Below are 12,175 nucleotides of genomic sequence, written 5' to 3'. Positions count from 1 at the left end.
ACAATGCGCAAGGTGCGCTTTTCCCTACGCGACAACGTCATTTGCAACAGGCAGATCGTCAAAAGAGCGCCCAATTCAGGGGCTTGGCGCGAAAAGCGAATCCGATAGCTTTGGCCCGATCTCCATCTTCCGCGCTAGTGCCTCGACAAATCCTTCGAAACGCTCCTTGCCCTGAGCTTGCGCTGCAGCTCGAGCCGCATCTGGAAGTGGGGGATTGGCGGTCAGCCAAAACCGCACGAACAGCGCTAATGCTTCGGAATTCAACTCCGCCCGATAATCCAGCTTGTCGAGCTGTCGCATCACCTTTTCGATCCTGCGGCTAAACGCTGCCTCCATGCGTTCTGACCCATCCGGCGACAGGAATGAGTTCAGGGCAGTCTCGACGACCTGCGCTTGGGTCACACGCTTCCTTCGCGCATAGTCGGCTAGCCGATCGGCGAGATCGGGCGGCAAGCGGAAAGTGTGCTTCGATTTCACAGCGCGATCCCGTCACCAGGATCGAGCGAGGCCTGACGCGCGCTCCTCGCCATGTCGATACGCAGCCGTTCGGCGCGGGCTGCATCTTCCGTGCCTTCAGACTGCTCGCCAAATTCAAACTCGCCCGAACGATCTTTGCCCTTTTGGGGCAGAATATCGACATGGGCCGGGATTTCCGGTTCGCGCCGGATCCCGCTATTGGCTTCGTCCTCCGCCGCTGCCGTCTTGCGCTTCTTCTTCAGCAACGGCTTGATGGCGGGCATGGCACTCCAGTGGTCGGACTTCGGGCTGTTGGTCTTCGCTGCAACGGGCTCCGGGGGCGGCAGAATGCGTGCCTGCAAGCGCGGGTCGGCATAGTAGCGCGCCTTCTTCGCCTTAATCGGCGGCGAGCCGGACAGCATCACGATCTCGTCGGTTTCTGGGAGCTGAAGGATTTCGCCCTGGGTGAGCAGCGGGCGCGAGGTTTCCGAGCGGGAGATCATCAGGTGGCCAAGCCAGGGCGACAGACGGTGACCGGCATAGTTGCGCATCGATCGTTGCTCCGTCGCGGTGCCCAGCGATTCCGACACCCGCTTGGCGGTGCCTTCGTCATTGGTCGCGAACGCCACGCGGACATGGCAGTTGTCGAGGATTGCGTTGTTCTTGCCGTAGGCGCGCTCGATCTGATTGAGCGACTGCGCAATCAGGAACGATTTGAGCCCGTAGCCCGCCATGAATGCCAGTGCACTTTCGAAGAAGTCTAGCCGTCCCAGTGCCGGAAACTCGTCGAGCATCATCAGCAACCGGTGGCGCTGCGCCTTCGGAGAAAGCTCCTCGGTCAGCCGCCGCCCGATCTGGTTGAGGATGAGGCGGATAAGCGGCTTGGTCCGGCTGATGTCGGAGGGCGGCACGACCAGGTAAAGCGTGGCAGGCCGTTTGGCCTCGACCAGATCGGCAATTCGCCAGTCCGAGCATTTGGTGACCTCGGCGATGACAGGATCTCGGTATAGCCCGAGATAGGACATGGCGGTCGACAGCACGCCCGAGCGTTCGTTGTCCGACTTGTTCAGCAACTCACGTGCCGCGCTGGCGACGACCGGGTGCGGTCCAGCCTCGCCCAGGTGCGCTGTCGCCATCATCGCATCGAGCGTCTGCTCGATGGTGCGCTCGGGATCGGACAAGAACGCCGCCACACCGGCAAGCGTCTTGTCGGGTTCGGCATACAGAACATGGAGGATCGCACCGACCAGCAGGGCATGGCTGGTCTTCTCCCAATGATTGCGTTTCTCAAGGCTACCTTCGGGATCGACGAGGATGTCGGCGATATTTTGGACGTCGCGGACCTCGCTGATCCCGCGGCGCACCTCGAGCAGCGGATTGTAATGGGCCGAGGCGAGATTTGTCGGATCGAACAGAAGCGTGCGGCTGAAGTTTGAGCGGAAGCCGGCGGTCAGGCCCCAATTTTCGCCCTTGATGTCATGGACGATCGCCGATCCGGGCCAGGTAAGCAGGGTTGGAATGACCAGGCCGACGCCCTTACCCGACCGGGTCGGCGCGAAGCACAGCACATGTTCAGGACCATCGTGGCGCAGATAGTTGTTCTGGAACTTGCCTAGTACCACTCCGTTTTCGGAGAGGAGGCCGATGCGCTTGATGTCGGCCCGTTCGGCCCAGCGCGCCGAACCGTAGGTTTTGGCATTGCTGTTTTCGCGGCCGCGCCAGACCGACATGGCGATGGCGACTACGATTGCCACGAACCCGCCCGAGGTTGCGATCATCCCGCCCTTATCGAAGACCTCCGGTGCGTAGGCATCGTAGGAGAACCACCACCAGAACAGATCATATGGTCGGTACACCGGATGGCCGAACGCCGAGAACCAGGGTGTGCCAAGCTCGGCCTGGAACCCGAGCGCTGAGGCTGTCCACTGGGTGGCGGCCCAAACGCTCAATAGGATGATGAGGAAGACGGCCAGCAACTGGCCCCATAAGATCTTCGCAGCTGACAATGACCTGGCTCCTTCCCGTTACGGCGGACATGTCGGTGCCAGAATGGCGGAATTGCAAGGCTCTCGGCGCAGCCGTCGCAGGCTGGCGGAGAATTGAGGGCATGAGCGCAAAAAATAACGGCCTCGGCTTGCGCGCGCCATCGCGATCTAAGTCAGAGGTAGATGATTTAGATTGACAGTCAATTCTAGACCGCCTAGATCGCAGGTAGATTAAAGTTCGAAGGAGATTCGATGATGAAGCTTGCTCGGAACCTGGACAGCGTCCTCAATGCGATCCGCCGTTTGAACGATGACCTCGATCGCTATCCTGCGCTAGCTGACCGGCTCGGCCTTGCTCACGCATACTATGTCCTCGAAACGGAGAGCGCTCCGCCATTGTTCGGGTTTTCCAAGTTCGTGGGATATGAGGGACTGACTCCCGAGCAGTACCTGAACAACTACAGCGAGCTCGACGGACGGAATACCGAACATGCGCTCAAGCCATGGTTCGAAGAAGTCAGAGCTGGGACGCCAGAATACAATCGTCTCTACGCCGAGCTAGAATCGTGGCTTGAGCAATATGGCAAACGCCCGCGCGGCGGGTCCACGCAGAAGGTCAGGATCATGGTTGTGAGGCCGGAACTGCAGGAACCGGCCAAAGCAAAGGAGGAGGATCGGCGACTTCTCGATCTGATGCTTGCCATCGCCGATCTCCTTCCCGCTACCCAGCGCCATCAACTGCGGGCAGCATTGTAGATCAGATAGATATCCCACGGCTGCGGCCGAGCGACCATTCGATGCCGCCGCCGCTCTTGATCGTGCCCATCACCTGCTCGCCCAGATGCCGGTCGAGCGAGGGCTTCCACGGCACCAGTTCGAACCCATGAGCATGCTCGATCATGGCGAAGCGGCCCGAGGCGAGTTTGATCCGCTCACGATAGAGCCCTTTTACACGGTCGCCCTCTTCAGCGGGCAAATAGTCGAGCCCAGTACGGTGAGCGATGGTGCTCGCGACGCTTGCAAGCTCACGGTCACGCAGCGTCGAAATTAAATCGCGCGCGAGAATGATCCGGGTCCCTTGTCGCCGCGCCAGACCCTTCTCCGCCAGATGCTCGGCGCGGGCGATCTTGGCCTGTTCGACCTCGACACCAAAACCGCTGCCGGTAATTTGCGGTTCGGCTGCGACCAGCTGGCGGTCGAGCCAAGTCGCTCCGTTCGCGGTGACCTGTTCAGACAGCGACAAATCCGAGCGCAGCGCGAGCGACTGTTGCCGACGTCCGCGATTGTCGTCCCAGCTTCGAAGCTCGACGATGGAACCGGGTTCTGCATCGCCTGTCACCTCGATGTCCGGGAATTTGAGATGGTGGACCCGGCCATCGACACCATCGATGATGGCATAGGCCTCGCCGGTAAGCTCTTCGTGTAGCCCACGTTCAACCAGTCTGCCGATGACTGGATTGTCGGGCGTTTCCTGGTGCAACGCGAACCGTCCGGTCTCGGTACTGCTCAACTGGCGCGACATGGCGCGGTGCATGGTCTTGATGATGTCGCCGCGGTCGCCGAGTTCGCGCAGCTTGCCTTCCAGATCGCTACCGAGCGTCCAGCAGGCCGGACCATGCGTGTCGGCGAGGCCAAGCCGTTCGAGCGCAGTTGCCCGCCCGATCAAAAGTGCGCGATCGGATCGGGCATGTCCGGATGGATCGGGGCGCAGGTCAACAAGGCCGCTCTCGTCCTGCAGCCGCTGCAAGCTGCGGTCGAGGCTGGTCCAGCGTTCGGCGCTGACTTCACGGCGCAGGGCCTGCTCGATCTCGCGTTCGGTGCGGTGACCGAGTTCGGCGGTAACCCGCTCCTCGGCGCGGCCGCGCATCCCTTCGCGGATGTAGGCGCGATCGATCACCAGATCTTGGCCATCGTCGGTACGCCCACGCACCAGGATGTGGATGTGCGGGTTGTCGGTGTTCCAATGATCGACCGCCACCCAGTCGAGACGGGTTCCGAGATCGTGCGCCATGTCGTCCATCATCTCGCGGGTGAAGGCGCGCAGGTCCTCCATCTCGGCGGCATCTTCGGGCGAGACGATGAAACGGAAATGGTGCCGGTCGTCTTCGCAACGCGCAGCAAAGCCTTGGGCATCGACGCTGTCCCCATCGCGGTCGAACAAGCGGCCCTCACGTCCCTCGCGGTCGACACCATCGCGCTTCAGATAGGTCAGATGCCGGACGAGCGGAGCGGCGCGAAAGTGGGACCCCTTGTGACGAACGACGCGGGCCTTGATGATCACCCGGCGTTGGGTTCGCGATCGGCGCATCGCCAGCGCGGCACTGCGACCGCGTCCCGATCGACGCGTCCCGCCGCCGACGCGCTTTGCGAGAGACGTGTAGCCTGCGCGCTTCGAAGCCTGGAGAACACGACCGGCTAGCGACTTGGCCTTCTGTCCCGACGCCCGCCCGCGATCGCGAACCCGTCCCGGCTTGATCTTGAAATCGTCGTCGCTCACTGGAAAAGCGCCTTGCGGACGGGCGACGGCTGCAAAAACGGCGGGATTGCGGGAAAATTGCGGCGCGGAGCCAGCAGGCGCAAAAAGTGTATGGCGCTCGAAATCAAGGATTTCTGCATGTCACAACCACCACAGCCAGCCGCTCTTTTATCTCGCCATCCTCCTGAACCTTCCCCTCCTGCAACCCAGCTTCCACACTTCCACCCGCCGATCCACGCCATGGCGCTCCAGAGGGACCGACGGGCGATCACTGCGATCCACTCCCCGAAATGGGCGCGAAGAGTCCGCCCAGCGGGGCAGTTGGAGCTTCGAGAGGGCGCGGCGGCGCGGCGGCGGCGTAGCTGCCGGATGCGCCGTCATTGCTGTCCGAACGCGCGGCGAACAGCTGACTTTGCGTCCAGGACAGGCGCACCGGCTGCACTGCCGCTGCGCTGGTGATCACGGTCGCCGCGCTGCCGACCTGCAGCTGGGGTGCGATCTTGGCAACATAGGCGCGGGTCTCGACGGGGAGCGGCCTGCCTCGATCGCGCCAATCTTCATATCGGCCCGGTCCGGCATTGTAGGCGGCAAGCATGCCGGTTGTGCCATAGCTGTCATACATTTCGCGCAGGTAGGAGGTGCCCGCCATGATGTTGTCGCGCGGATCGAAGGGATCGCTGCCGAGCCCGAGCCGGGCGCGTTGCCGCGCCCAGGTTCCGGGCATCAGCTGCATCAGGCCCATCGCGCCCGCAGAAGACACCGCACCGATCCGGCCCGCGCTTTCGGTGCGCATCACGGCGTAGATCCAGCTCTCGGGCAGGCCGAAGCGCTGCGAGGCCTCGGTCACATGATCGGCGATGGCGATGGTGCGCGGCTGCGCCTGTTCGGCAGCGGCCTGCCCGAAGGCAGGGGCGTGACCGAACAGGCAGAGTGCCGTGACGAGGAAGGCGAGCGGAGCAGTCACGCGCATGGCTCAGCCCGCCGCTTCGCGCTTGGTCGGACGCGACCAGACCAGAACGTGGCTGTTACCATCGCCCTGGAACAGGTTGGCGCGCAGCGGCTGGACGAACGTCGGATCGTCGATCTGGATCGCGACATAGTCACCGGCCTTCTCGCCGACATGCTTCCAGCCTGCACCGACTTCGCGCGCTTGGTCGCCCGTTCCGGCAATCACCCGGAAGTCCGGTGCGTTCTCGCTGTCCGAGCTTTCAGTCGGGACGAGGACCAGGTCGATGTCGAGTGTCAGCGTTTTGAGATGTCCGGCATGGCCGCCATCGGCGGCAGTGAATGTTCCGATACGCATGGGTCAGTCTCCTTCGGTTGGTGAACTTGGGGGCAGGTCGGAGCGGGGATCGGCAAACCAGACATGGTCGCCGTCGCCCGCTTCATCGGTCCAGACGGGCATGGCGCGGCCGATCACATCGGCCACGCGCAGTTCGCCGAAGTAGCGCCCGTCGAAGCTGACGGGTGCGGCCGGGTTCATTACGAACAGCTCGCCGGAGCGCAGCGTTCGGCAGCCGAACCAGGCGGGAAGCGGGCGACCGAGCCGATCGCGCGACCGCGCCACGCCGACAAAAGCGCCGTCGATGGTCACGCCGTGACCGAAACGGCAGACGCGCTGGCCGCTGACGGCGGCAATGCGCTTGATCAGCGGTACGCCGGTCGGGAGATAACCCCGCTCGGAGAGCAGCGCGCGCAATGTGGGCGACGGCTCGATGGCGACGCGTTCGCCGACATGGAGGCTGGCCTTGCCGCGGATCGCGTAAAGCCCGGTCGGGACCGAGGCGGTCGCGTTCCACACCGCGTAGCGCGAGACCGGCACCACGAGCGTCGCCAGTGTGGCAGCGACCACCGCACCAGCGAGGAGGAAACGCCGCCGGATCATGACAGCAGCACCCTGCGCTGAAGCCAGGCGCGGTGCCGCGTCGGCGAATAGTCGCGCGGCACTTCGCGCGCGGCCATCCGGTTGTGCATGTGCTGCCAATGATCGGGCGCAACTTCGCACGGGTCGATGCCAGATGCTTCTATTGCATCGATCAAGCGGAAGACCTGCGCGACCTTGGGCCAGCCATGCACGGCTAGCAGCACCTCGCCGCCTGGATCGACTTGGGCGACAGGCGTTACAGGCTCGCCCGGCGCGACAGCCCGCACGATGGCGAGCGACGAGCGGATGGTGCCATAGTCATTGCTGGCCCAGCGCACGAGGGCGAACACCTCGCCGGGCGCATAGCTCTCGATCCGCTCACTGCGGCTGACGATCCGGGTCGCCATTGGCTTGCCGAACTTGAGCCAGTCCTCGTGTTTGCCTTCGCGCCAGAACAGCGTGACGTGGGTCAGATCAGGGCCATCGTTCACCCTCGTTTCGGCAGGCCGAGAGGGCGGCACTGCACCGTCCGCCCACAGGCGCTCGTCCGTTAGCAAGAATCCGAAGGATTCTTTGTTAGCTAAGTTAAGGGCGCAAACTGGCGCAGATTTCTGCGGGTTTGCGGGCCATTTCGGTTCCCGATAGTCCGAACTTTGGGTTCCTGATCGTCCGAGTCCGGCGGTTCCTGATAGTCCGAACGACATCACGACATATCCACAGGCTGAAGGCCGACGCGGCGCATCGCGGCGTCGAAGGGATCGAGAGGGATCGAGACAAAGTTCAGCCGCTCGCGTCCGAGCGCATGCTCAAGGCTGAGGGCATATCCAGGAAGCGCCTGACGGCGGACAATGTCGCGCAGCTCGAAGGCAAATCGCTTGGGCGGCGATAGCGCGCCGGACTTCATATGCAGGTGCTGGAAGTCGAAGCTCCAGCCACCCTTCTGCTTGCCGCCATGTTTGCGGACGAGGCGGTAGAGCCAGCGTTCGAGCCCCCCGGTCAGCGCGAAGTAGGCCGGGTCGATGGTCAGGACGAGCGCCTGGTCTAGCACACCCTCATAGAACCAGTCGGGAATGATCATCTCGATACCCGTCGCTCGGCCTGAGCGATCGAGGCGCTCCTTCCATTCGTTGATCCAGCTGAAGCGGTGCCGCCGCCGCGCATGGCGCTGACGGATCGAGGTCGCGATCGTCGTCGATTGCAGTCGGTCGAGCCCGGCCTTCAGTCGCTCGTAGCTCGCCTTGCCGGTGCCGCGCCGGGTGAAAGCGAGGATTTCGTGCGGCGTGGCGGCGATCAGCCGCGAGGTCGCGCGGCCCGCATCACGCGCTTCGACGATCTGGCTCGCGACCCAGATGAGCACGTCGGCGTCCCAGATGGTCGCCATGCCGTGCTCGGCGGTCGCTTCGACCAAAATCGAGGTCTCACCCATCCGGAAGTCGATCGGCCGCACCCGCTTGGTCTTGGCCAAACTGAAAAACGGCCAGGCCATCAGATCCTGCGCGTCGCGCGCAGCGATATCGCCGCCTGCGCTGACGAACAGGTCGAGCTGGCGGCTCTCAGCCGGGAAGTGGGATAGGCGCGGCATGGTCCGCCTCAGCGACGCACCGGCGGCGTATAGCCGTCGAGCCGCTTGGCGGGATGGACCACGCCTTTGCCGGGATCGCTGGTCGAACGGCGCAGGCCGAGTTCGGCCCAGGCGTCAAGGTCTTCAATCGAGTAGACGATCCGGCCACCAAGCTTGCGATAGACCGGGCCCGTTCCGAAGCAGCGGTGCTTTTCCAGTGTCCGGGCGGACAGCCCGACATGGACGGCGGCATCGGGCGTCCGCAAATATCTGGCGACGACGGGTGTGGGTCTGGCTTCCATGGGTGGCCTTTCGCTGCTGCTCGGTGACAGCGGCGGGTTGCCGCTGGTCGCAGGCAGCAATGGCGAAGACGCGAGGCTCGGAGGGAGTGACAGAATGCGCGGGGTGAAGATTGTCACCCCAGTGGTTGGCCGTCGTTAGTCGTGTCGGAGGAGCTTGCGATACCCACCAGTTACCAGGCGGCGCGCATCGGCGATGAGCCGGAGCGTGTGTCGCCGCTCGCCCGATCCTTTCCAGGTCGCGCCGATCAGAGGGCGGTGGCGCGGGAAGACGAGGCCGAAGGCGATGTCGCGTTGATCCGCGCCGGCATCAAGCGCATCGTGGATCGAAAGCAGTTGAACAAGCCGGGACCGCCGATAGGCGGACGGCGAGGCCGCCCTATCCTGGCCAATGCGAAGCCCGCACGTAACCCTCTCGAATCGGGCAGCAGCAGCGAGCCGGACAATTGCACATTGATCGCGCAGGATCACCAGACAGTCAGGGCAGCGTGGCGGCGCGGCGCGCAGGCACAGGCGCAGCCGTGCCGCGCCCCTTGCCGCGACCAGATGGTGTTCGTTCCGTTCTCGATGGTCGGCGAGCGCCTCAAAGCCAGGCGGAAGCGGGATCGCGGCTATGTCTGCTGTCTCGACCACGACCACGTCGGGTGCGGCTTTCGGCGACCACAGCGCCGGACAGGCGCGCGGGTCGGCGTCCGGAGCAATGGGGAAAGCTCAGCCCCCACCGCCCGGCCAGACCCTCCTCTTCGACTGGAGCAGTGGCGGGATCCCCGGCAATTCTGTCCTGTGTCTCGGCAAAATCGCGGCGATAGGCTGCATTGCGTTGCAGGAACTCCTGCGCAAAATCCGCATAGTCATGGTCTCGGTACTGATCTGCGGTCGCTGGTGACCGCCAGGAAATACCCGTGGACATAAGACCCCGCAAAGCACAGGCTAACAGGCCAAGCCTCAAGTCTTTGTTCGGTAAGGATATGGAGCAAGTAACCAAGTTCGGGGATGATTGTGCGCGTTGCCGCAGTAAAGCAATGCAATGAACTACGCGAAATCGCGGACGGTTGTTGCGCAAGTCACTGATTACGTGATTTTTCGAGCAGTTGACGGTAGCCTTGTTCGGTCATCCAGCGTGCGCGCTTCAAATGGCTATCGTGGACCAATCGGGCGTGCTCCGCATCTTCTTCTGCATCCAGGCCGAATATGATCGAGGCGACTTCACGCCAGTCAGCCCCTTGGTCGGCAGCGTCAAGTAACCGTAAATACGTGACAAAATGACGTTCGTCATACGCCGTGATGCGATCATCGGCTGGCGCGTGGTCCTCGAATGGCGGTGTCATCATGGGCCGAGCCTTTGCTTCGACTCGAATTGCATGGGGCAAGGTGTAACAGGATTTCCCTCCGTTTTGGCGAAATCCTTGCTTATGCCCAGCACGGGAGGGCTGATGCCCCATCCGGGTATAACCGATGGCTGCGTCAAAAGAACCAATGACATATCAGGCAAGGGCATGGCGCGTATTATAATACGTAGCACGAAGATACGCGACCAGTTTCTAAGCTATGGATGGATATCCGTAAATTGTTCGGCGCGAATGTGCGCCATTTTCGTCTGGCTGCTGGTCTGAGCCAGGAAGCGGTGGCGGAAAGGATGGGCGTCGACCGAGCCTATGTCAGCATGATCGAGCGCGGCGGGCAAAACGCTACGCTGCTTTCGATCCACGAGACGGCTCAGGCCCTCCATGTCAATCCTGCCGATCTTCTCGCCGATCCGCCACACAGCGCTGGGGAATGAACACGGTGAAGCCCCGCCCGGCGGTTGCCGGGCGGGGCCTGTTTGGCCGGTCAGTCGCCGTTGGTGCGGCGGGCGCGCGACCAGATCAGGTTGAAGCTCTTGCCGTCTTCGTCGTCGAACAGGTTGGCGAAGATCGGGGCGGTGAAGCTGGGATCGTCGAGCTTGACCGAGAGATAGTCGCGGCCTTCGTTCGAACGCTTGGTCCAGGCGGCGCCGATTTCTGCGCGGCCGACGAAGACCCGGTGCGACGGTGCGTTCTCGTTGTCGCTGTCTTCGGGGACGATGCGGACGTTCTTCTGCTGCACCGACATGGTGACGATCTCGCCCTTGTATTCGTTGCCGGCCTTGGTGAAAGTTCCGATGTTAGCCATGATCAATTCCTTCAAGTTGGTCGAACCCGCGCCCATCGCGGCCTCGATGGCTGGTTGAAGGCAGGGGCTTGGCCTGCTGCACCGGGACGGCCGGAACGTGAGTGGAGGATGGCGGCAAGGCGGCTTTCTTGCCTCGCGAGGAATGGGTCACAGACCCAGGGGAAGAAAGTTGCCGCAGACGCCATTGCAGCAAGGGATCAAGCGGCGAAGCCATCCCCTGCCAACCAGAGCCATTGAAGAGGACGCATTGGGCTCGGGTCGCACTTGAGCTGGAAGGCCATGGCCCCTTTACGGAACTCACACACTGGCGATGAATGAGGGCAGGAATCCACTCTCCAAGCGTGCCCGTAGCAAGGCTGCCGCACACCCGAATTGCGCTATTGGAATACCGCTCGTCGTTCGTCGTCCGGAATTGCGCGCCATCGTTCAGCCCAACCCGCTTCGAACTGGCCCGGCTCTATCCGGCATGCAGGATCCGGCCATCGCCCTTTCGGTCCAACTGACCCGGATGGGACAGAGCCACCCCGATCCTGTGCGCCCTGTCTCGGCTGAGACTGACTGGGCTGCCCCGTCCGGCAGCCGCCGGGCGGGGCTTAGCCGAAACGCTGGTCAGCGCGGTGTGCGGTCCCACTGCGCCCATGAGGCCGAGGCGATCGCGCCGGCACCGAGCAGCGACACGCCGATCTGCAACGAGCTGCCGGGCATTGTCGCGACCGCGATGCCATGCACGGCATGGTATCCGGCGAGCGCGGCAGGAAGAGCAAAGATCAGTCCGATCGCCGCCCGGGCGAGGTCGGAACGGGCCAGCCCGAGTGCGATCTGCGCCAGCGCGATCGTCGCGACCGCCGCCAGGGCGGCAGCGAGCAATGCTGCCACAATGCCATTGTCGGCGCGGTACGTGACCGATGCCGCAGCGAAGGCCACGAACAGCGGAAGGGCATGGACCGAGAGGCGGAAAAGCAGCGCGCAGCACAGGAACACTGCGACGATAACGAGGGCAAGGCCGATCAGCATGGCGTCCTCCTTGAAGACAAGGGTAAGGGACGCGCTCTCCACCACCACCACAGCGCAATGTGTCTGGACGATATAGCAGAAATGGCGATTGACCGGAATACCCGATGGGCATCCGGCCAAGTCGCCATCATCGCATTGGCGCGGTCAGGGATTGAACGGGTCATATTCGCGAACGATGCTGTCGGCATCGCCATCGAATTCGGACGTGGGAACGGCGGCGTAGCCATTGCCGGCGTGGAACAGCGTGATGCAGACCATCAGGGTGCGGGCGAGGCTCCAGGCGTGACGCTGTGCGATGGTGAGTGACATGTTCGAGCTCCTGTCTCGGAGCAGGGACCATCCCCGCTCGACAGGCCCCGGACAGACGGC

At 63.1% G+C, this 12,175-nt stretch carries 17 protein-coding genes; 2 read left to right on the top strand and 15 right to left on the bottom strand.

The window, feature by feature from the left end; translation table 11 throughout:
• Positions 1–75 precede the first annotated feature (75 nt).
• Both B2V17_RS11030 and B2V17_RS11025 read right to left on the bottom strand, forming a co-directional pair.
• On the bottom strand, positions 76–477 hold the full coding sequence (locus B2V17_RS11030) for a CopG family transcriptional regulator (protein WP_292997594.1): 402 nt from the start codon (positions 475–477) through the stop codon (positions 76–78).
• Complete coding sequence (locus B2V17_RS11025) at positions 474–2,462, bottom strand: conjugal transfer protein TraG (RefSeq protein WP_292997592.1); 1,989 nt, start codon at positions 2,460–2,462, stop codon at positions 474–476. Before B2V17_RS11025 ends, B2V17_RS11030 begins: the two co-directional genes overlap by 4 nt.
• A 231-nt stretch (positions 2,463–2,693) precedes the next feature.
• Between B2V17_RS11025 and B2V17_RS11020 the strand changes: the two genes are divergently transcribed.
• A complete protein-coding gene (locus tag B2V17_RS11020; RefSeq protein WP_292997590.1) occupies positions 2,694–3,197 on the top strand; it encodes a hypothetical protein in 504 nt (167 codons plus the stop codon).
• Between the two features lies 1 nt (position 3,198).
• On the opposite strand, the gene B2V17_RS11015 is transcribed toward B2V17_RS11020, so the two are convergent.
• The 10 genes from B2V17_RS11015 to B2V17_RS10970 all read right to left on the bottom strand — a co-directional run bounded on the left by B2V17_RS11015 (position 3,199) and on the right by B2V17_RS10970 (position 9,972).
• On the bottom strand, positions 3,199–4,938 hold the full coding sequence (locus tag B2V17_RS11015; RefSeq protein ID WP_292997588.1) for a relaxase/mobilization nuclease domain-containing protein: 1,740 nt from the start codon (positions 4,936–4,938) through the stop codon (positions 3,199–3,201).
• Positions 4,939–5,185: 247 nt separating this feature from the next.
• Positions 5,186–5,887: a lytic transglycosylase domain-containing protein gene (locus tag B2V17_RS11010; protein WP_324473865.1), complete on the bottom strand. Its 702-nt coding sequence runs from the start codon at positions 5,885–5,887 to the stop codon at positions 5,186–5,188.
• A gap of 3 nt (positions 5,888–5,890) precedes the next feature.
• Positions 5,891–6,220 (bottom strand): DUF736 domain-containing protein, encoded by a 330-nt coding sequence (locus tag B2V17_RS11005; RefSeq protein WP_292997584.1) that lies wholly within the window; start codon positions 6,218–6,220, stop codon positions 5,891–5,893.
• A 3-nt stretch (positions 6,221–6,223) separates the two neighbouring features.
• A complete protein-coding gene (locus tag B2V17_RS11000) occupies positions 6,224–6,802 on the bottom strand; it encodes a S26 family signal peptidase (protein WP_292997582.1) in 579 nt (192 codons plus the stop codon).
• Positions 6,799–7,272, bottom strand: coding sequence for a DUF2840 domain-containing protein (locus tag B2V17_RS10995; protein WP_292997580.1), 474 nt, complete (start codon positions 7,270–7,272; stop codon positions 6,799–6,801). The genes B2V17_RS11000 and B2V17_RS10995 overlap by 4 nt, the downstream gene beginning before the upstream one ends.
• A gap of 212 nt (positions 7,273–7,484) precedes the next feature.
• Entirely contained in the window at positions 7,485–8,363 is an 879-nt protein-coding gene (locus B2V17_RS10990) for a replication initiator protein A (RefSeq protein WP_292997578.1), read from the bottom strand.
• A gap of 8 nt (positions 8,364–8,371) precedes the next feature.
• Positions 8,372–8,644 (bottom strand): helix-turn-helix transcriptional regulator, encoded by a 273-nt coding sequence (locus B2V17_RS10985; protein WP_292997576.1) that lies wholly within the window; start codon positions 8,642–8,644, stop codon positions 8,372–8,374.
• Positions 8,645–8,779: 135 nt separating this feature from the next.
• Complete coding sequence (locus tag B2V17_RS10980) at positions 8,780–9,274, bottom strand: DUF2285 domain-containing protein (RefSeq protein WP_292997574.1); 495 nt, start codon at positions 9,272–9,274, stop codon at positions 8,780–8,782.
• Positions 9,225–9,551 carry a transcriptional regulator domain-containing protein gene (locus B2V17_RS10975; protein WP_292997572.1) on the bottom strand — a complete coding sequence of 109 codons (327 nt, stop codon included), beginning with the start codon at positions 9,549–9,551 and terminating at the stop codon, positions 9,225–9,227. The genes B2V17_RS10980 and B2V17_RS10975 overlap by 50 nt, the downstream gene beginning before the upstream one ends.
• Before the next feature lie 154 nt (positions 9,552–9,705).
• Positions 9,706–9,972 carry a DNA -binding domain-containing protein gene (locus tag B2V17_RS10970; protein WP_414690800.1) on the bottom strand — a complete coding sequence of 89 codons (267 nt, stop codon included), beginning with the start codon at positions 9,970–9,972 and terminating at the stop codon, positions 9,706–9,708.
• A 221-nt stretch (positions 9,973–10,193) separates the two neighbouring features.
• Between B2V17_RS10970 and B2V17_RS10965 the strand changes: the two genes are divergently transcribed.
• Complete coding sequence (locus B2V17_RS10965; protein ID WP_292997570.1) at positions 10,194–10,421, top strand: helix-turn-helix domain-containing protein; 228 nt, start codon at positions 10,194–10,196, stop codon at positions 10,419–10,421.
• Positions 10,422–10,471: 50 nt separating this feature from the next.
• Here B2V17_RS10965 and B2V17_RS10960 read toward each other — a convergent pair whose 3' ends face one another.
• The 3 genes from B2V17_RS10960 to B2V17_RS10950 form a co-directional block, all read right to left on the bottom strand.
• Positions 10,472–10,792 carry a DUF736 domain-containing protein gene (locus tag B2V17_RS10960; protein ID WP_292997568.1) on the bottom strand — a complete coding sequence of 107 codons (321 nt, stop codon included), beginning with the start codon at positions 10,790–10,792 and terminating at the stop codon, positions 10,472–10,474.
• A gap of 609 nt (positions 10,793–11,401) precedes the next feature.
• The gene (locus B2V17_RS10955) at positions 11,402–11,806 is read right to left on the bottom strand and encodes a hypothetical protein (protein ID WP_292997566.1); all 405 of its coding nucleotides are present in this window, start codon (positions 11,804–11,806) and stop codon (positions 11,402–11,404) included.
• 144 nt (positions 11,807–11,950) lie between these two features.
• A complete protein-coding gene (locus B2V17_RS10950; protein WP_292997564.1) occupies positions 11,951–12,115 on the bottom strand; it encodes a hypothetical protein in 165 nt (54 codons plus the stop codon).
• Positions 12,116–12,175 lie beyond the last annotated feature (60 nt).

Source organism: Novosphingobium sp. UBA6272 (assembly GCF_002440635.1).
In the GTDB taxonomy this organism is placed as follows: domain Bacteria; phylum Pseudomonadota; class Alphaproteobacteria; order Sphingomonadales; family Sphingomonadaceae; genus Novosphingobium.
This window is presented reverse-complemented; position numbering and strand designations above follow the sequence as displayed.